The sequence below is a fragment of the Pseudoduganella sp. R-31 genome (genome assembly GCF_049913235.1).
GTDB lineage: Bacteria > Pseudomonadota > Gammaproteobacteria > Burkholderiales > Burkholderiaceae_D > Rugamonas.
In genome coordinates, this window is record NZ_CP183986.1 from 6,143,209 (window position 1) to 6,161,773 (window position 18,565).

Annotated in this window: 21 protein-coding genes; 6 read left to right on the forward strand and 15 right to left on the reverse strand. The window is 63.5% G+C overall.

Annotated elements, in window-relative coordinates:
• Positions 1-13: 13 nt before the first annotated feature.
• A complete protein-coding gene (locus ACN9MY_RS27985; RefSeq protein ID WP_426319315.1) occupies positions 14-445 on the forward strand; it encodes a hypothetical protein in 432 nt (143 codons plus the stop codon).
• Here ACN9MY_RS27985 and paaZ read toward each other — a convergent pair.
• The 12 genes from paaZ to paaA all read right to left on the reverse strand — a co-directional run bounded on the left by paaZ (position 409) and on the right by paaA (position 12,204).
• Positions 409-2,454: a phenylacetic acid degradation bifunctional protein PaaZ gene (gene paaZ, locus ACN9MY_RS27990; protein ID WP_426336445.1), complete on the reverse strand. Its 2,046-nt coding sequence runs from the start codon at positions 2,452-2,454 to the stop codon at positions 409-411. The two genes, ACN9MY_RS27985 and paaZ, sit on opposite strands and share 37 nt — an antisense overlap.
• 13 nt (positions 2,455-2,467) lie before the next feature.
• Positions 2,468-3,085, reverse strand: coding sequence for a phenylacetic acid degradation protein PaaY (gene paaY, locus ACN9MY_RS27995; RefSeq protein WP_426336446.1), 618 nt, complete (start codon positions 3,083-3,085; stop codon positions 2,468-2,470).
• A gap of 2 nt (positions 3,086-3,087) precedes the next feature.
• On the reverse strand, positions 3,088-4,293 hold the full coding sequence (pcaF, locus tag ACN9MY_RS28000; protein ID WP_426336447.1) for a 3-oxoadipyl-CoA thiolase: 1,206 nt from the start codon (positions 4,291-4,293) through the stop codon (positions 3,088-3,090).
• Between the two features lie 2 nt (positions 4,294-4,295).
• A complete protein-coding gene (paaK, locus tag ACN9MY_RS28005) occupies positions 4,296-5,606 on the reverse strand; it encodes a phenylacetate--CoA ligase PaaK (RefSeq protein ID WP_426319318.1) in 1,311 nt (436 codons plus the stop codon).
• Between the two features lie 17 nt (positions 5,607-5,623).
• A complete protein-coding gene (gene paaI / locus ACN9MY_RS28010) occupies positions 5,624-6,070 on the reverse strand; it encodes a hydroxyphenylacetyl-CoA thioesterase PaaI (protein ID WP_426336448.1) in 447 nt (148 codons plus the stop codon).
• Positions 6,063-7,616, reverse strand: coding sequence for a 3-hydroxyacyl-CoA dehydrogenase PaaH (gene paaH, locus ACN9MY_RS28015; protein WP_426336449.1), 1,554 nt, complete (start codon positions 7,614-7,616; stop codon positions 6,063-6,065). Before paaH ends, paaI begins: the two co-directional genes overlap by 8 nt.
• A 2-nt stretch (positions 7,617-7,618) precedes the next feature.
• On the reverse strand, positions 7,619-8,410 hold the full coding sequence (gene paaG, locus ACN9MY_RS28020) for a 2-(1,2-epoxy-1,2-dihydrophenyl)acetyl-CoA isomerase PaaG (protein WP_426165049.1): 792 nt from the start codon (positions 8,408-8,410) through the stop codon (positions 7,619-7,621).
• A 118-nt stretch (positions 8,411-8,528) separates the two neighbouring features.
• On the reverse strand, positions 8,529-9,605 hold the full coding sequence (gene paaE / locus ACN9MY_RS28025) for a 1,2-phenylacetyl-CoA epoxidase subunit PaaE (RefSeq protein WP_426165051.1): 1,077 nt from the start codon (positions 9,603-9,605) through the stop codon (positions 8,529-8,531).
• Positions 9,606-9,609: 4 nt separating this feature from the next.
• Entirely contained in the window at positions 9,610-10,155 is a 546-nt protein-coding gene (gene paaD, locus ACN9MY_RS28030; RefSeq protein ID WP_426319322.1) for a 1,2-phenylacetyl-CoA epoxidase subunit PaaD, read from the reverse strand.
• Complete coding sequence (gene paaC, locus ACN9MY_RS28035) at positions 10,155-10,907, reverse strand: 1,2-phenylacetyl-CoA epoxidase subunit PaaC (protein ID WP_426336450.1); 753 nt, start codon at positions 10,905-10,907, stop codon at positions 10,155-10,157. The genes paaD and paaC overlap by 1 nt, the downstream gene beginning before the upstream one ends.
• An 11-nt stretch (positions 10,908-10,918) precedes the next feature.
• Complete coding sequence (gene paaB / locus ACN9MY_RS28040; protein ID WP_057260923.1) at positions 10,919-11,203, reverse strand: 1,2-phenylacetyl-CoA epoxidase subunit PaaB; 285 nt, start codon at positions 11,201-11,203, stop codon at positions 10,919-10,921.
• Positions 11,204-11,214: 11 nt separating this feature from the next.
• Positions 11,215-12,204 carry a 1,2-phenylacetyl-CoA epoxidase subunit PaaA gene (gene paaA, locus ACN9MY_RS28045; RefSeq protein WP_426165058.1) on the reverse strand — a complete coding sequence of 330 codons (990 nt, stop codon included), beginning with the start codon at positions 12,202-12,204 and terminating at the stop codon, positions 11,215-11,217.
• A 122-nt stretch (positions 12,205-12,326) separates the two neighbouring features.
• On the opposite strand from paaA, the gene paaX reads away from it, so the two are divergent.
• On the forward strand, positions 12,327-13,262 hold the full coding sequence (gene paaX, locus ACN9MY_RS28050; RefSeq protein WP_426165060.1) for a phenylacetic acid degradation operon negative regulatory protein PaaX: 936 nt from the start codon (positions 12,327-12,329) through the stop codon (positions 13,260-13,262).
• Between the two features lie 273 nt (positions 13,263-13,535).
• On the forward strand, positions 13,536-14,663 hold the full coding sequence (locus tag ACN9MY_RS28055) for a M14 family metallopeptidase (RefSeq protein WP_426336451.1): 1,128 nt from the start codon (positions 13,536-13,538) through the stop codon (positions 14,661-14,663).
• A gap of 1 nt (position 14,664) precedes the next feature.
• Here ACN9MY_RS28055 and ACN9MY_RS28060 read toward each other — a convergent pair whose 3' ends face one another.
• Entirely contained in the window at positions 14,665-15,396 is a 732-nt protein-coding gene (locus tag ACN9MY_RS28060; RefSeq protein ID WP_426336452.1) for a helix-turn-helix domain-containing protein, read from the reverse strand.
• A 132-nt stretch (positions 15,397-15,528) separates the two neighbouring features.
• Here ACN9MY_RS28060 and ACN9MY_RS28065 point away from each other — a divergent pair, with 132 nt between their 5' ends.
• On the forward strand, positions 15,529-15,924 hold the full coding sequence (locus ACN9MY_RS28065) for a hypothetical protein (protein ID WP_426165066.1): 396 nt from the start codon (positions 15,529-15,531) through the stop codon (positions 15,922-15,924).
• 3 nt (positions 15,925-15,927) lie between these two features.
• Positions 15,928-16,701 carry a DUF2145 domain-containing protein gene (locus ACN9MY_RS28070; RefSeq protein WP_426165068.1) on the forward strand — a complete coding sequence of 258 codons (774 nt, stop codon included), beginning with the start codon at positions 15,928-15,930 and terminating at the stop codon, positions 16,699-16,701.
• On the opposite strand, the gene ACN9MY_RS28075 is transcribed toward ACN9MY_RS28070, so the two are convergent.
• Positions 16,702-16,878 (reverse strand): hypothetical protein, encoded by a 177-nt coding sequence (locus tag ACN9MY_RS28075; RefSeq protein WP_426165070.1) that lies wholly within the window; start codon positions 16,876-16,878, stop codon positions 16,702-16,704.
• 99 nt (positions 16,879-16,977) lie between these two features.
• Here ACN9MY_RS28075 and ACN9MY_RS28080 point away from each other — a divergent pair, with 99 nt between their 5' ends.
• Positions 16,978-18,030, forward strand: a complete 1,053-nt coding sequence (locus ACN9MY_RS28080) for a hypothetical protein (RefSeq protein ID WP_426336453.1) — start codon at positions 16,978-16,980, stop codon at positions 18,028-18,030.
• Here the strand turns inward: ACN9MY_RS28080 and ACN9MY_RS28085 are convergent.
• Positions 17,969-18,466 carry a PH domain-containing protein gene (locus ACN9MY_RS28085; RefSeq protein ID WP_426336454.1) on the reverse strand — a complete coding sequence of 166 codons (498 nt, stop codon included), beginning with the start codon at positions 18,464-18,466 and terminating at the stop codon, positions 17,969-17,971. The genes ACN9MY_RS28080 and ACN9MY_RS28085 overlap by 62 nt on opposite strands.
• Positions 18,467-18,565 lie beyond the last annotated feature (99 nt).

Consider the following 18,565-nt stretch of genomic DNA (forward strand, 5'->3'; position numbering starts at 1 on the left):
TACAGTGCGGGACATGAAAAACACAATCACCTTTCGCCACGCAAATGTGGCATACCTCGCCGCTGTCACTGCTGCAGCAGCATGCGGCACCTTTACCTTCACCATGCAGGTCGGCGTCCAGATCGTGGGTGCCGTCATGCTTTTCGGGACCTCCTGGCTTTGCGCCTTTGTCAGCGCCCTGTTTCCGTACGTACTGACCATCCAGGTGGCCAACCGGCTGGGAACACGCCGCTGGAGCTATTTCGCCTCAGCGGGTGTCGTGACGGCCCTTGCTGTCTTCGGCACCGTGCTGGGGGTCGACGCTTATGCATGCGACGACGGCCCTGTGATGCAGGCCTGGAACTACGCCCTGCACATGGTGGCAAGCGGCGCCGCCGGCGGCACCGCTTGCTGGCATATGCTGGAACGTCAGGCGCGCTTGGATACGAGAGTCAGGATGTCGTAGCTTGCAACCAGTTCGTCGTTCTGGTTGGTCACCTGCACGTCCCACGCCACCACGCCCTGGCCACGGCCTTTGTCGTCGGTACGGTTGCGGTCGACCTTGCGCTTGCAGGTCAGGCGGGCGCGGATGGTGTCGCCGATCGCTACCGGGGTGATGAAGCGCAGGTTGTCCAGGCCGTAATTGGCCAGCACCGGGCCGGGCGCAGGGGACACGAACAGGCCCGCCGCCGCCGACAGCACGAAGTAGCCGTGGGCGATGCGCTTGCCGAACTGGGTGTCCTTGGCGGCGATCTCGTCGAAGTGCATGTAGAAGTAGTCGCCCGAAATGCCGCCGAAGTTGACGATGTCGGCTTCGCTCACGGTGCGGCGATGGGTCAGCAGCGAATCGCCGATTGCCAGGTCTTCAAAGCACTTGCGGAACGGATGGATGTCACCTTCCTTGACCGCGCCACCGCGCACGTACTCGCCGGTGATGGCAGTCAGCATCGTCGGCGAGCCTTGCACCGCGGAGCGCTGCAGGAAATGACGCACCGCGCGGATGCCGCCCAGTTCCTCTCCTCCTCCCGCGCGGCCAGGACCGCCGTGCTTCAGTTGCGGCAGCGGCGAGCCGTGACCGGTGGAATCCACCGAAGCTTCGCGATCCAGCACGTGCACGCGGCCATGCGAGGCAGCCGCGATCGGCACGGCGTAGGCAGCGGTTGCCGGGTCCTTGGTCACCAGGGTCGACACCAGCGAACCCTTGCCGCGCGCAGCCAGCTCCAGCGCCTCGTCGATGGAGTCGTAGGTCATCATGGTGCTGACCGGGCCGAAGGCTTCCACGTCGTGCACGGCATCGTTGGTCAGGGCGTTACGGCACAGCAGCAGGGTCGGCGAGAAGAAGGCGCCGTTCTCGACGCCTTCGCCCACCAGCTTCAGCGATCCGGCGCCACCGAACAGGATTTCATTGCCTTGCGCCAGCTGGGCTACTCGCTCGGCCACGTCGCGCTGCTGGTCTTTCGAGGCCAGTGCGCCCATGCGAACGCCTTCCACCGAAGGATCGCCCACCACGACTTTGCCCAAGCGTTCGCGCAGTTTTTCCGCCACCGCGTCCGCATGCTGGTGCGGCACGATGATGCGGCGCACGGCGGTACATTTCTGGCCCGCCTTGGTGGTCATTTCGCGCTGCACTTCCTTCACGAACAGGTCGAACTCGGGATCGTCAGGCGTGACGTCCGGCGCCAGGATGGCGCAGTTCAGCGAGTCGGCTTCGGCCGTGAACGGGACTGAGTTGGCGATCAGGTTGCGGTTGGAGCGCAGCTTGGCCGCGGTGTCGGCGGAACCGGTGAAGGTCACCACGTCTGCACCGCCCAGGCGGTCCAGCAGGTCGCCGGTGCTGCCGATCACCAGCTGCAGCGAGCCTTCCGGCAGCAGGCCGGAATCGTTGATCATGCGGATCAGGGCTTCCGTCAGGTAGGACGTCGCGCTGGCAGGCTTGCCGATGCACGGCATGGCGGCAAGGAAGGAAGGCGCGAACTTTTCCAGCAAGCCCCAGATCGGGAAGTTGAAGGCGTTGATGTGCACCGCGATGCCGCCGCGCGGCACCAGGATGTGAGTACCGGAGAAGCCGCCGCGCTTGCCCAGCGCCATGGCCGGGCCTTCATGCAGCACGTTGGATGAAGGCAGCTCACGGCTGCCCATGCTGGCGTAGGCGAACAGGGTGCCAATGCCGCCTTCCACGTCGACCCAGCTATCCGGGCGGGTAGCGCCGGTCAGGTGCGAGATCGCATACAGTTCTTCCTTGCGCTCCATCAGGTACATCGCCAAGGCTTTCAGGCGCTGGGCGCGGGTCTGGAAGTCCAGCTTCATCAGGGCCGGGATGCCGGTCTTGCGGCCGTAGTGCACGGCTTCAGCGAAGTCCAGCTGTTCGGCGTGGGTGTGGTAAATGACGCGGTTGTCCAGGGCGCTGTGCAGCGCGGTCGCGGCTTCCTTGCCTTGCCAGCGGCCGCCGATGAAGCTTTGCAGGGTGTGTACCATTTGTAGTCTCCGATTACTGTTTATTGTCGAATGCCTGCTTGTGCAGGTGCATAGGCAGCGAAGTGTCCCATTGCATGCGCTGGCGGCCCGGCGCAGCCTCGGTGTCGGGCTGGCACTCCACCATCGTCTGCATCGAGCGCACGGCCAGCTCATGATACTGGCCGGTGCCCAGCGTCTTCCAAGTGATCTCGCTGTCGCTGACCTGGCGCAGGATCTTGGCCGGCGCGCCGACCACCATGCTGCGCGGCGGGATTTCCATGCCGGCTTTGACGAAGGCTGCTGCACCGACGATGCTCTCTGCGCCCACCACCGCGTTATCCATCACCACCGCGTTCATGCCCACCAAGGCATTGCGGCCGATGCGGCAACCGTGCAGCACTGCACCGTGGCCGATGTGGCCATCCTGCTCGACCACCGTGTCGCCGCCGGGGAAGCCGTGCATCACGCAGGTGTCCTGCACATTGGCGCCCTCTTCCAGGATCAGGCGCCCGAAGTCGCCGCGCAGCGAAGCCAGCGGCGCCACGTAGCAGCGCGGGCCGACAATCACGTCGCCGATCAGCACCGCGGTCGGGTGCACATAGGCCGTAGGATGGACCACAGGCCGCACGCCATTGATCTCGTAGCAAGGCATGGTCAGACTCGCTCGATCACCAGCGCGATGCCCTGGCCGACGCCAATGCACATGGTGCACAGCGCGTAGCGGCCGCCGGTGCGTTCGAGCTGGTTCAGCGCGGTGGTCACCAGGCGCGCACCCGACGCGCCCAGCGGGTGGCCGATGGCAATCGCGCCGCCGTTCGGGTTGACGCGGGAATCGTCGTCTTTCAGGCCCAGGTCGCGGGTCACTGCCAGGCCCTGCGCGGCAAAGGCTTCGTTCAATTCGATCACGTCCATCTGTTCGATGGTCATGCCCAGTTGCGCCAGCAGCTTTTTGCTGGCCGGCGATGGACCGAAGCCCATGATGCGCGGTGCCAAGCCGGCAGTCGCCATGCCCAGCACCTTGGCGCGCGGCTTCAGGCCGAATTTGTCGACCGCCGCGGCGGATGCCAGCAGCAGCGCGCAGGCGCCGTCGTTCACGCCGGAGGCATTGCCGGCGGTGACCGTGCCATCGGGCTTGACCACGCCTTTCAGCTTGGCCAGCGCCTCAATGGTGGTGTCCGGACGCGGGTGTTCGTCGGTGTCGATCACCTTGGGTTCGCCTTTTTTCTGCGCGATGGTGACAGGCACGATCTCGCCCTTGAAAAAGCCGGCGGCATGGGCGGCTGCCCAGCGCTGCTGGCTGCGGATGGCAAAGGCATCCTGGTCGGCGCGTGCAACGGACCATTGCTCGGCCACGTTTTCCGCGGTCTCCGGCATCGAGTCAATGCCGTACTGCGCCTTCATCAGCGGGTTCACGAAGCGCCAGCCGATGGTGGTGTCTTCGATCTTCGCGCTGCGGGAGAACGCGCTGTCGGCCTTGCCCATGACGAAAGGCGCGCGGGTCATGCTTTCCACGCCGCCCGCAATCACCAGTTGCGCCTCGCCCGACTTGATGGCGCGGGCCGCGATGCCGACTGCATCCAGCGAAGAACCGCACAGGCGGTTGATGGTGTTGCCCGGCACCTCCACCGGCAGGCCGGCGAGCAAGCCGGCCATGCGGCCCACGTTGCGGTTGTCTTCGCCGGCGCCGTTGGCGCAGCCGTAATAGACATCGTCCACCTGTTTCCAGTCGACGGAAGGATTGCGCGCCATCAGCGCTGCGATCGGGATGGCAGCCAGGTCGTCGGCGCGCACCCCTGCCAGTGCGCCGCCGTAGCGGCCGAACGGTGTGCGAACGGCGTCGCAGATGAATGCTTCGGTCATTATTATTCCTTGGGTCGTTTATCGATTACTCTTTTGGCCTTGCCGGTCGCGGTGCGTTCGATGCCGCCCACGCCGACCAGCGTGACGGTGGTGCTCACGCCGACATTGGTCTTGATGCGCTGTTCCAGTTCGCGCGCGACATCGCCTGCGTCGGCGCGCGCCAGTCCGGCGCGCAGCTCCACCAGCACTTCCAGCTTGTCGAGGTGGCCGTCGCGGGTTACCACCAGCTGGTATTGCGGTTCGAGCTTGGGCAGCTTGCAGATCTGCTCCTCGATCTGGGTCGGGAACACGTTCACCCCGCGGATGATCAGCATGTCGTCCGAGCGGCCGGTGATTTTGCCGATGCGGCGCATGGCGCGCGAAGTCGGCGGCAGCAGTCGCGTGAGGTCGCGCGTGCGGTAGCGGATCACCGGCATGGCTTCCTTGCTCAGGGAAGTGAACACCAGTTCGCCCTCTTCGCCATCGGGCAGCACTTCCCCTGTCTCCGGGTCGATGATCTCGGGGTAGAAATGGTCCTCCCAGATCACCGGGCCGTCTTTCGATTCGATGCACTCGCTGGCGACGCCTGGGCCGATCACTTCCGACAGGCCGTAGATGTCTACCGCGTCGATGCCGGCACGCCGTTCGATCTCTCCGCGCATGGCGTTGGTCCAAGGCTCGGCGCCGAAGATGCCCACCTGCAGCGAGGACTTGGCGCAGTCCAGTCCCTGGCGCTGGAATTCCTCGACGATGTTCAACATGTAGGACGGCGTGACCATGATGATCGATGGCTTGAAGTCCTGGATCAGCTGTACCTGCTTTTCGGTCTGTCCGCCGGACATCGGAATCACGGTGCAGCCCAGGCGTTCAGCGCCATAGTGCGCGCCCAGGCCGCCGGTGAACAGGCCGTAGCCGTAGGAGATGTGCACCATGTCGCCGGCGCGGCCGCCCGCTGCGCGGATGGAACGGGCCACCACGTCGGCCCACATGTCGATATCGCGCTGGGTGTAGCCCACCACGGTTGGCTTGCCTGTAGTGCCGCTGGAGGCATGCACGCGCACGACTTTTTCGCGCGGCACGGCAAACAGTCCGAAGGGATAGTTGTCGCGCAGGGTCTTCTTGTCCGTGAACGGGAACCTGGCCAGGTCAGACAGGGACTTCAGGTCGTTCGGATGCACACCCTTCTCGTCAAAGGCCTTGCGGTAGTGCGGCACGTTCTCGTAAGCGTGCATCAGCGACCATTTCAGGCGTTCCAGCTGGAGCGCCTGCAATTCGTCACGGCTGGCGCGCTCGATCGGCTCCAGGTCGGAAGGGGCGGGAATGCGTTGGACCACGGTGCTACCTCCATCAACTAGCTATGGGTTGGAACCACCTCTCCGGCGACGCGGTGCGATTTGCCGCGGAAAGTGGCGATCATCTTGCCCTCCTGGTTGCTGACGGTGACATCGTAGATGCCGGTCTTGCCGACCAGCGTTCGTTCAACCGCCTCCGCCGTCAGCAAGTCATCCATCCGCCCGGGGGCGAGGTAGTCGATCGTGCAGCCCGCGCCAACCGTCGTGTGGTTATGGCTGTTGCACGCGAATGCGAAAGCACTATCCGCCAACGCAAAGATAAAGCCGCCGTGGCAAGTCTGGTGCCCGTTCAGCATATCGCTCCGTACCGGCATGGTCATGCGCGCATAGCCGGGGCGGATTTCTACCAACTTCATGCAGAGGGCCTGGCTGGCGGCATCGCGCGCGAACATCGCCGCGCCTGCCGCTTCGGCCAGGGCCTGCGGGTGCATCTTTGGGTCATGCATGGATCCTGGCTCCGCTCTGTTCGCGGCGGCGCAGCAGCGGCGACACGCGGTAGCGGTCTTCCCCGTAGCTGGTTGCCAGGTTCTCCAGCACTGTCACGATGTGCCTGACGCCCACCATGTCCGCCCAGGCCAGCGGGCCGCGCGGATAGTTGACGCCCTTTTGCATCGCCAGGTCGGCCGCCTGCGCGCTGCATACCCCCTGGTTGACGGCGTCGGCCGCTTCGTTGGCCAGCATGGCGACCGTGCGCATCACGGCCAGGCCTGGCACGTCATCCAGTCGCGTCACGGTGAAGCCGGCAGCCTGGAACATGCCGATGGCCGATGCCATGGCGCGCGGGCTGCACTGGTCGCTGCACGCGATGGCAATGCGCGGCGAAGCATTGAAGTCGAATACCAGGTCGTACACCACCATGTCGTCATGCTTGTCGTCGCGTGCGCGCTGGGTGGCGGTGCGGCCGTCGGTCAGGTAGATGGCGGCGCCGTTGGTATGGAAGGCAGGTGCTTCGGACGAACGGTGACCTTCGGCGGAATTGCGCTTGGTGACGGCAACGCCGCGCGCCTTCAGGCGCTCGATGAGCGTGGTCGCGATCGCGGTGTGGTCGCCCGGCTCGAAGCTGTAGCCGATGTACTCCGGCAGCGGCTGCGGCGCTTCGGAGCGCGGCAGCGGTGCTGCCGCGCCTTCGCTGTAATCGTAGAAGCCGCGGCCGGACTTACGCCCCAGGAAACCCGCGTTCACCATTTCCTGCTGCAGCACGGACGGCGTGAAGCGCGGGTCGTTGTAGTAGGCACGGAATACGGATTCGGTGACGGAGTAGTTCACGTCGTGGCCGATCAGGTCCATCAGCTCGAAGGGGCCCATGCGGAAACCGCCTCCTTCGCGCATCACCGCGTCGATGGTGGCGGCATCTGCGGCCTGTTCGTTCAGCAGGCGCCAGCCTTCGGCGTAGTACGGGCGCGCAACGCGGTTGACGATGAAGCCCGGCGTAGACTTAGCGTGCACCGGGTTCTTGCCCAAGGCGATCGAGGTGTCGTACACGGCTTCGGCCACGGCGGCATCGGTGGCCAGGCCGCTGATCACTTCCACCAGCGCCATCAGCGGCACCGGGTTAAAGAAGTGCATGCCGACCAGGCGCTGCGGTTTGCGAAGCTTGGCGGCAATGGCGGTGACGGAAATCGAGGAAGTATTGGTGGCGAGGATGGCGTCGTCGGCAACGATGCCTTCAAGGTCGGCGAACAGGCTGCGCTTGACGTCCAGGTTTTCGACAATGGCTTCCACTACCAGCTTTGCATCGGCGACGTCCGCCAGGCCGGCTACGCCGTGCAGGCGACTGCGCGCGGCGTCGGCATCGGCGCCGGACATCTTGCCTTTTTCAACCAGCTTGCCGTACACCTTGCCGATATCGGCAATCGCCTTATCCACCGCTTCCGCGCGGGTGTCGAACAGTTTGACCGTGTAGCCGGAAGCCGCTGCGACCTGCGCGATGCCGGAACCCATTGCCCCGCTGCCGATGATGGCAACGACACTGCCTTTCGCCAGAGCCGCCATGCTTATTCCCCCTTGAAGTTTGGAGTGCGCTTGTTGATGAAGGCGTCCACGCCTTCGCGGTAGTCGTGGCTGTAGCCAAGCTCGCGCATCATTTCGCCTTCCAGCTTTAGCTGGTCGGACAGGGTGTTGCCGTAGCTGGCTTGCAGCGCGTGCTTGGTGAAGGCCAGTCCCTTGGTCGGGGCGGTAGCGAAGTGCTTGGCCATGGCCATGGCTTCGCTCATCAGTTCTTCGTCGGGAACCGCTTTCCAGATCAGGCCCCATTGCTCGGCGCGTTCGGCGGACAGCTTTTCGCCCAGCATGGCGAGTCCGGTGGCGCGGGCGTGGCCGATCAGGCGTGGCAGGTGCCAGGTGCCACCGGTGTCCGGGATCAGGCCCAGTTTGCAGAAGGCTTCGATGAAGCTGGCGGATTTGGCGGCCAGCACGATGTCGCAGGCCAGGGCCAGGTTGGCGCCGGCACCGGCAGCAACGCCGTTCACGGCGCAGATGACGGGCATCGGCAGTTCGCGCAGCGCCAGCACCAGTGGGGCGTAGAATTTTTCGACGGATTCGCCGAGGTCCACTGCTGCGCCGCCTGGTGCGACTGCGCGGTCGCCCAGGTCCTGGCCGGCGCAGAAGCCGCGGCCGGCGCCGGTCAGCACCAGCACGCGCACGGATTTGTCGGCGCGCAGCTGGGACAGGGCTTCGCGTACTTCCAGGTGCATGGCCTGGGTGAAGCTGTTCAGCTTATCAGGGCGGTTCAGGGTCAGGGTGGCGACGCCTTCTGCGATTTCAAACTTGATGTTCTCGTAGCTCAATTCATGTCTCCTTTTTAAACCAGGTAAACCAGTGTCAGACCCGCAGGGTCAGACACTGATACGCGGCGGTCGCGGGCCGGGTGTCGGACCCTGCGGGTCTGACACCGGTTCTCCGGTTTTATTCAGCCTGATCGAAATCAATAATCACTTTATCAGTGACCGGAAACGCCTGGCAGCTCAATACAAAGCCACGTGCAATCTCGTAGTCTTCCAGCGCGTAGTTGACGTCCATGTCGACTTTGCCTTCCACCATCTTGCAGCGGCAGGTAGAGCATACGCCGCCTTTGCAGGAGTAACGCATATCGAGACCCGCACGCAAACCGGCATCCAGGATCGACTCCTTGTCCTTCTCCATGGTGAACGAAGCCGCATTCCCGTCCATGATCACGGTGACTTCCGTCAGGTGCGGTGCTGCATCGGCCTGCACGCGCGGCTTGTGCTGGTGCTTTGGAATGCTTGCAGCGAACAGCTCAATCTTGATGTTCGACTTTGGCATGCCAGCCTCCTGCAGGGCAGCGGAGACACCAAGCATCATGTCTTCCGGTCCGCAGATGAAGGCGGTGTCGTAGTCCTTGATGTCGATCCAGTGCTGCAGGAACTGCTCGGTTTTTTCCTTTGTGATGCGGCCGTTGAACAGCTCAATATCCTGCTGCTCGCGCGACATCACATAGACAATGTTCAGTCGTTCAAGATAGGCATCCTTCAGCTCCATCAGTTCCGTCTTGAAGATCACGGACGAGGAAGCGCGATTGCCGTAGAACAGGGTAAATCGGCTGGTCGGCTCGGTCATCAGGGTAGTTTTGATGATCGACAGGATAGGCGTAATGCCGCTGCCTGCCGCAAAAGCCAGGTAACTCCTGCTCTGCCCCGCATCCAGCGGCACGTTGAAGTGGCCCATGGGCGGCATCACTTCGATGGTCGCACCGGGCTTCAGCGCTTCGTTGGCCCAGGTCGAGAACATGCCGCCCGGCGTGCGCTTGATCGCCACGCGCAGCGCGCCGTCCTGCACGGCGGAGCAGATCGAATACGAGCGGCGCACGTCCTCGTTATTGATGTTCGTGCGCAGGGTCAGGTGCTGGCCTTGCTGGTATTTGAAGCTTTCCTGCAGTTCGGCAGGCACGGCGAAGGTGACGGCGATGCAGTCGCGGGTCTCCTGCTGCACCTTGGCGACGGACAGTGGATAGAATTTGCTCATGGTGTCAGTGGCACTTGAAGTAGTCAAAGGGCTCGCGGCAATCGAGGCACTTGTACAGCGCCTTGCAGGGCGTGGAGCCGAACTGGCTGGTGATTTCGGTGTGGCTGGAGCCGCAGTGCGGGCAAACGACTTTCGGCGCCGACACCGCGCCGCGGGCAACTCCGGCCTTCAGCGGATCCAACGGCGCGGCGGAGGGGCGCGGGGCGCGCAGGCCGCTGATGTCGACCACGCGCTGTGCCGGCGGCGCGATGCCGTAGCCTTTCAGCTTGGCCTTGCCCGAATCGCTCATCCAGTCGGTCGTCCAGGCGGGCGACAGGCGGGTGATGATGTCGACCTGCCTGATGCCCGCATCGTGCAACGCGCCTTGCACCGCGTCGGCGATCACTTGCATGGCCGGGCAGCCCGAGTAAGTCGGCGTGATCGTGACCGCGCAGGACGATGCCCCGGTGACCTGCACATCACGCACGATGCCGAGGTCCACTACGGAGATCACAGGGATTTCCGGATCGGAGACCTGCTCCAGCAGCGTCCAGACACGCGCTGCGTCCATCACCACTCCGAACCCGGGTAAGCGCGCTGCAGGAACTGCATCTCCGCCAGCAGGTAGCCCAGGTGTTCGGTATGGCGGCCTTGCTTGCCGCCCTTCTGCATCCAGGCGTCGGCCGCTGGCATGGCCAGCGTCGCTTCTCCGAGGATATCCGACACGTGCGACAGCCACTGCTCGCGCAGCATGGCAGCCGGGGGCGCAACGCGTTCCGCAACCATGGCTTCATCCACCGCGTCGTAGTTGAACACCTCGCCGGTGTACATCCACAGTTCGTCAATCGCCGTCTGCGTGAACTGGTGCGACACGTCGGTGCCGTCGCCCAGGCGCACAATCAGGTCGCCGCTGCGGCGCAGGTGATAGGTCACTTCCTTCAGCGACTTCTCGGCGATCTCCGCGATGCGCGGGTCGCTGCTCTTGGTCAGCGCGCCGATCAGGAAGTAATGCCAGGTATCGAAGAAGAACTGGCGCACCAGGGTGTGTGCATAGTTGCCGTTCGGCTGCTCGACCAGCAGCACGTTCTTGTAGTCATGCGCGTCGCGCAGGTAAGCCAGCTTGTCCTCGTCGCGGCCCGCGCCTTCCAGTTCTGCGGCGTAGGTGTACCACATGCGGGTCTGGCCCAGCAGGTCCAGCGACACGTTCGACAGCGCCATGTCCTCTTCCAGCGCCGGGCCCTTGCCGCACAATTCGCACAGGCGCTGGCTCAGCACCATGGCGTTGTCGCCCAGGCGCAGCAGGTAATTGACCTTGTTATCCATAGCAGGAAGCCTTACAGGTTCTTCACTTCTTCCGGCATCGGGAAGAAGGTCGGGTGGCGGTACACCTTGCTGTTGGAAGGCTCGAACAGCGGGCCCTTGTCGGCCGGTGCGCTGGCAACGATATCGGAAGCGCGCACCACCCAGATGCTCACGCCTTCGTTGCGGCGCGTGTAGACGTCGCGCGCGTTGTTGATTGCCATCTCCGCATCGGGAGCATGCAGGCTGCCCACATGCTTGTGCGCCAGGCCGTGCTGGCTGCGAATGAAGACTTCCCACAGTGGCCATTCTTTGCTCATCTTGTCTCCTCTCAGGCCGCAGCCTGCTCCTTATTGTGTTTGTCGGCGTACGCCACCAGCGCGTCGCGGAACCATGCGCCGTCTTCATAAGCCTTGACGCGGGTGCGCAGGCGCTCGCGGTTGCAAGGGCCGTTGCCCTTCAGGACCTGGTGGAATTCTTCCCAATCGATTTCGCCGAAGTCGTAGGAGCCGCGCTCCTCGTTCCATTTCAGGTCAGGGTCGGGGATGGTCAGGCCCAGGAATTCTGCTTGCGGCACGGTCTGGTCGACCATGCGCTGGCGCAGTTCGTCGTTGGAGAACAGCTTGATGCGCCAGGCGCTCGATTGCGCGCTGTTGACTGAGGCCGCGTCGGACGGGCCGAACATCATCAGCGACGGCCACCACCAGCGGTTCAATGCATCCTGCGCCATCGCCTTCTGCTCCGGCGTGCCTTTGGCCAGCGACATCATGATGTCGTAGCCCTGGCGGGCGTGGAAGGACTCTTCCTTGCAGACGCGGATCATGGCGCGCGAATACGGGCCATAAGAGCAGCGGCACAGCGGGATCTGGTTGATGATGGCCGAGCCGTCCACCAGCCAGCCGATGGCGCCCATGTCGGCCCAGCTCAGCGTCGGGTAATTGAAGATGGACGAGTACTTGGCTTTGCCGCTGTGCAGGGCCGCCAGCAATTCGTCGCGCGACACGCCCAGGGTTTCGGCGGCGCTGTACAGGTAAAGGCCATGACCGGCTTCGTCCTGGATCTTGGCCAGCAGGATGGATTTGCGTTTCAGGGTCGGGGCACGGGTCACCCAGTTACCCTCAGGTAACTGTCCAACAATTTCGGAGTGGGCATGCTGGGAAATCTGGCGGATCAGGGTCTTGCGGTAAGCCTCCGGCATCCAGTCCTTTGGCTCGATCTTGATGCCGGCGTCGATGCGCGCCTGGAATTCGCGCTCCTGCGCGTCCATATCTTCTGCGGTCTGGACCTTTTTCAGGCCAGTTTCCACCATTTGTGCGTACATAAGGAGGGCCTCCTTGTTCGGGATAGCTTCATAATACGATACAAAAACTGCTTTGCAAACGAATTTTGTGTGTCATTTAAAAATTCTGTATCTAGATCAATGACAGTGTATAAAATCGGTCTATGCAAAAAAACCAGAAAATCAATGGCTGGATCGAAGAATTCCTGGCCAGCGACCCGCCGCGCTCCAAATCGCTGGTGATGACCATCTTCGGCGACGCCATCGTCCCGCACGGGGGCATGGTGTGGACGGGCAGCTTGATCGAACTGCTGGCTCCCTTCGGCGTCAACGACCGCCTGCTGCGCACCTCCGTATTCCGCCTGGCGCAGGAAGGCTGGCTGGGCGCCCAGCGCGACGGCCGCCGCAGCAGCTATGCCATCACGCCCGACGCCATGCGCCGCTTCAGCCGCGCCTTTCGTCGCATCTACGCGCCGCTGAATGTGCACTGGAACGGCCAGTGGACCCTGGTGCTGGCCGCCGATGGCCTCGACGCCCCGGCGCGCAGCCAGTTGCGCAAGGAGCTGTTATGGGAAGGCTACAGCGTGATCGCGCCCGGCATCGCCGGCCATCCCGCCGGCGATGTGGAGGCGCTGGAAGCCCTGCTGTCGCGCCTTGGACTGCTGCAGAAGGTATATGTGGTACAGGCCAGCGAAGTGCCCGGCCTGCGCGCACGGCCGCTGGGCGAGATGGTGGCCGAAGGCTGGGACCTGAGCGAAGTGGCCGCCGGCTATGAGAAGTTCGTCGCCAACTTCAGCACCGTGCCCGGCCTGCTGGCCGAGGCAGGCGAAATCGATCCCGAGCAAGCCTTCGTGCTGCGCACTTTGCTGATCCACGCCTACCGGCGCGTACAGCTGCACGACCCGCAACTGCCAATCGAACTGCTGCCCGAGCCCTGGCCCGGCGCCCGCGCCTACGAACTGGCCAGCCAGCTCTATCGCCAGCTTTCCGGCCCTGCCGAAAGGCACATTCTCGCCGCCCTGCAACGCGAAGATCCAAGCGCCCCGCAACCCGAAACCAGCTTCCACCAGCGCTTCGGCGGCCTGCTATCATCAGCTTGATCACCGTGGAGGTAGGATGGTCCGGCCTATCGGGATTGCCAGCCTGCTGTTGTCCTTACCCCTGGTTTGCCGGGCAGGGCCCAATACGAGCAGCGCTGGGGAATGAAGCTGCCGGACGACCTGGCGGCTGGGGCCTGGCTGACAGGATGAAAGTCGGGGTCAGGTCTGGCAATCCGCCAAAATGGCGGATTGCCAGACCTGACCCCGACTTTCATTCGGTGTATCATGTCGGGCTTCGCGCGACGGCGCTTCATTTTTCCGACAGGACACACAATGTCTATCAAGATCAGCAGCCAGTTCGACGCTGGCGCCATCGATGTGGTCAGCGTTACCTCCGCTGGCGATATCGATGTCAATATCCGCAAGGACTCGCATGCGGACATCATCCAGTGGTTCTATTTCCGTGTGCAGGGCGCGCAGGCCGTGCCGCTGACCATCCGTTTCCTGAATGCCGGCAAGGCTGCCTATGCCGAGGGCTGGAAGGGCTATAACGCCGTTGCGTCCTACGACCGCGACAACTGGTTCCGCGTCCCGACTTCCTTCGATGGCGAAGTGATGACCATCGAGCACGCGCCGGAACACGATTCCATCTACTACGCTTACTTCGAGCCGTATTCGTGGGAGCGCCACCTGTCCCTGCTGGACTCCGCGCAACTGCACCCGCTGGCCGAACTGGTCGACCTGGGCAGCACCGTGGAAGGCCGCGACATGAACATGCTGGTGATCGGCGACCAGGCAGCCGAAAAGAAGGTGTGGGTCATCGCGCGCCAGCACCCTGGAGAGACCATGGCTGAATGGTTCGTGGAAGGCATGGTCGAAGCCCTGCTCGACGCCGCCAATCCATATGCCCGCCAATGCCTGCAGGATGCCTGCTTCTACATCGTGCCGAACATGAACCCGGACGGCTCCGTGCGCGGCAACCTGCGCACCAACGCCGCCGGCGCGAACCTGAACCGCGAGTGGAACGAGCCGACCATGGAGCGCTCGCCGGAAGTCTTCTTGGTCAAGGAGAAAATGAAGGAAATCGGCTGCGACTTGTTCCTGGACGTGCACGGCGACGAAGGCCTGCCTTACGTCTTCGTGGCCGGCAGCGATGCCCTGCCGAACTTCACCAGGGAGCAGAAGGCCGCCCAGGACAAGTTCATCGCCGACTTCAAGCTGGCGTCGCCGGACTTCCAGTCCGAGCATGGCTATCCTGATTCGCCATACACCCCGGAAGTGTTGACCATGGGTTCGCCGCACATCACCCACCTGTTCGGCTGCCTGTCGCTGACCCTGGAACTGCCGTTCAAGGACAACGCCAACGATCCGGATGAACTGGTTGGCTGGAACGGCGCCCGTTCCGCCAAGCTGGGTGCGGACGTGCTGCAGCCTGTCCTGCGCACCCTGCGCCGTTTCTAAACTATCGCAGCAGCGCCCGGAATGCCTTCGGTATCCACGGGCGCGCTGCCAGCATGATGGTCACCGCGCGGCGCTGTTCCCACGGCAGCCGCGCATCATCCTGGTGCTGCAGCGAGAATTCGTCCGCCACCTGCTTCAGGCGATCCAGCAAGGCGCGTGTCGATTGCTGCGACAACATCACGCTCACCAGCCGCTGCACCTCATGATGGCCGTCGAAGCGGCTATCGAAATAATCGCTGTACGCTTCGTCGCGGAAAAAGCCCTGGATCGGGCCATTCGGCAGCCAGCTGAAAGTGCGCGCCACCAGCAGCTTCACCTTGTTGTTCGGCTTGAGCATCAGGAAGCCGATCTTGTCGAGCCTTAGCAGGCAGCCCGTCGCTTCGGCGGCGCTGATCTTGTAGTTCTTCACCACTTCTTCGATCGGCACCTGGTTCAGCGCCAGCACAGCCACCACCAGCAGCTTGGTGTCGCTGATGATTTCTTTCTCCTGCGCGTAGGTGAGTTGCGAGATCAAATGCGGCGTATCGGCGCTGGCTTGCGCCAGTTCGGCAAAATCCATCTCCAGCACAGCCAATACCTGCTCCAGCCGGTCGAGCGTGAAATTGCGGGCCGCGAACATGCGCTTGATGCTGGGTTCGGAAAGACCGATCTTCTGCCCCAGGGCGGCGTAAGTAATGCCGCGCGCCTTGAGCTGGCGTTTAAGCGCGTCGACCAGGCGGATGACGTTGGACATGCTTGAATTTCCTGCAATAAAGTATCGCAATATGATACCACCAGCATGGCGCGGCGCTACAGTGCGCGAAGCAATTGCCCTGCCCCTGGCAACGCAGCAAGATGGCCGCTCCTTTAACCTGTGGAGCAAAAAATGAAACGCACCCTGATCGCCGCCTTGCTTGCTGTCGCTTGCGCCAGCAGCCAGGCGGTGAATGGTTCGCAAGCCCTGAGCCTCGGCGGCCTGTCCGCCGTGGTTGTCGTGGCGGGATCCGTGGTGACAATGATGACCGGCAACTCGCCGGTAGTCGATTCCGTCGAGACGGTCGGCGAAAGCGTGTTGGTCGTGGTCAAAGCGGTAGGCGACGGCAGCAAGGCTACCTTGCAGTTCAGCGGCAAGGCGCTGGAAGGCGTCTCGATGGTTGCCGGCACCGCGATCAGCGTTGTGGCCATGTCGGCCGGCCATGCGCTGGTAGTATCGGGCAAGGTGATCGCCTTCATCCCGAACGAGGCGGGCAAGGCACTGCTGCATCACAGCCAGGTGAGCTAAGCCATGCGACGCCTGATCCTTGCAGTGTCGTTGGCCGGTGCAATGGCCGGCGCGGCCCACGCGGGCCAGAGCTGCGAACACAAGCCCATGTCGGTGGAAGAGGTGAAACGCGGCCTGGACCTGGCCCAGCGCAGCATGCAGGCGCTTGACGCCAGCGGCGCACAAGTGGCCGTGATTGCACGCGCCGGGCAGGACCTGTCCAAATATGGCTTGCATTATTCCCACGTCGGCCTGGCATGGCGAGATCATCCGGCAGGCCGCTGGGTGGTGGTGCAGTTGCTGAACGAATGCGGCACGGCCGATTCAGCCCTGTTCAACGATGGCCTGGGGAACTTCTTCCTGTCCGGGGTGCACGAGTACAAGGCGCAGCTGATGCTGCCTGCGCCGGAAGTGCAGCAACGGCTGGCGCAGGTGCTGGCTTCGCGCACGCCGCTACGCCTGCACCAGCCGCACTACAACATGCTGTCCTACGCCTGGTCGACGCGCTACCAGAACTCCAACCAGTGGGCGCTGGAGACGCTGGCGGCAGCCAGTGCGGATGCCGGCCGCGTCGAAACACGCGCTGAAGCGCAGCAGTGGCTCGGCCAGGCCGGCTTCCGCCCGCAGCCGGTGGAAATCGGCGCCCTGACGCGGCTTGGCGGCCGCATGTTCCGCGCCAACGTCGCCTTCGACGACCATCCGATGGGCCAGCGCATGCAAGGCCATATTACGACCGTGACGGTGGACGGCATTGAGCAGTTCATGCACAGCCGCGGCGCGCAGGTGATTGAGCTGTGACTATTTTCGGCTGAGTTTCCGCACGCGCGTCACGTGCTTGCGGCGCAGCCGTTCAAGCTCACGCGCCTGCGGATAGCCCGGCTGGCCGGGCGCGCGCAGGTGCGGCGGGATGAGGGACGGCGCCTCCGGCTCGAAATACAGCGCGGGAAGGCGCTCGCTTTGTCGTTTGCTGGTCATGCTTCATGTTAGGCCCAGCCCCCGGAAGTTGCCAGTTTTGCGCCGGCGCAAAGGCCGTGCCGCGATCTGCGCCGATCATGGGCCTTTATGGAGGCGAATATGAAGCTATTTATTCCCCTGCTGGCTTGCGCCTTGCTCGCCGGCTGCACCTCGATGCCCTATCGCCCGGCACAGGCGGATGGCGCCTTTCCCGGCCTGGCGGACTTTGCCGCCACGGCGCCGGGGCATAGCGTCGACGTGCTGCTGGTGCATGGCATGTGCACCCATGACGCGCGCTGGGCCGATGAAACAGTGGCGCAATTGGGCAGCGCACTCAAAGCCAGGGCGCCAGGCCCGTCCAGCGCGGTGCGCGCTATCGCAAGCGCGGATGGCATAGAGATAGTCGAGCGCACCATCACGTTGCGGCAAGGCGAATTGCGCATCAAGGCCCTGGTGTGGTCGTCCCTGACCACGGCCCTCAAGCGCCAGCTTGAATATGACCTCAGCACGCGCCTGCCGGCCACGCGCGCGAAGCTCAATGCACAGGCCAAGGACAAGCTGCTGGACGATTGCATCCCGGACGCCCTGATCTACCAGGGTGTCGCGCGCGACACCATCCAGCAGCGCATGGCGCAAGCAATCCTGCACGCGACCAGGGACGCCGCGCCGGACGCGCCGTTGCTGGTGCTGTCGTCCAGCCTTGGCAGCAAGATCCTGTTCGATACCCTGCTGCGCATGGAGGCCGCAGCCCAGAGCACCATCGACCGCATGGCCTACCTGGTGATGGCTGCCAACCAGATTCCCCTGCTTGCGCTGGCCGACCAGCAGCTGCCAGGCGCCACGCCAGGCTTGGCGGCAACCGTGGTGCAGCCGCCCGACAGCCTGCGAGCCGTCCTGCTGAAGCGCCGCGCGGGTCCAGCGCCGCGCAGCAGCAGCACGGGCAGACTGAACCTGGTGGCGTTCAGCGATCCCAACGAGCTGCTGTCCTATACGCTGGAGCGCGAACGCTATGCCGGGCTGGGAGTGGACGTGGTGAATGTGCTGGTATCAAATGCGCCGACATGGCTTGGCCTGCTGGAGCGCCCCGACCACGCGCACACCAATTACCTGCTCAACCCAGACGTTGCCCGAATGGTCGCGTGTGGTGAGCCGCGGAGTGCGCGCTGCGAATGATTTCGTAGACCTTGCGCGCTTCGGCGATCGTGTCGAAGCGCGGCAGCTCTTCAACCCCAGGCCAGGAAGCCAGCCCGCTGAACATATTTCCCGCAGCTGATATGCCGAAGGCAATGGTGCCCTCGCCATTTCGGTTTTCGGTCAGCGAGAACTCGCCCATTGCGCGCAAGTTCAGACTTTTCATCCTGCGCTTGAAAATGCCGGAGCGGATGATGATGCGTTCATCGGTAACCGCGTACTCGGTATACGCGCGTTGCCACGCTTCGACCACAAAGCGGCCGGCAATCATGTAAAGCCCGACCAGCACGAAGGGGATGCCCCACAGGCGAAACAACAGGGGCGCAGCTGAATTGAAGACGGAGTATTCCCAGAACAGGGCAAAGCCGCCCCACATCAGGCTGAATGGAATCATCAGCAAATCGGAAGCGCGCAGCATCAACCCCTGTCGCGGGGCGCCGCTCCATAAGACGCGTTCATTGATCGACAAGTTATCCATGCCGCCATCTTACCCGGCAGGAGTGCCTATAAATCTGGC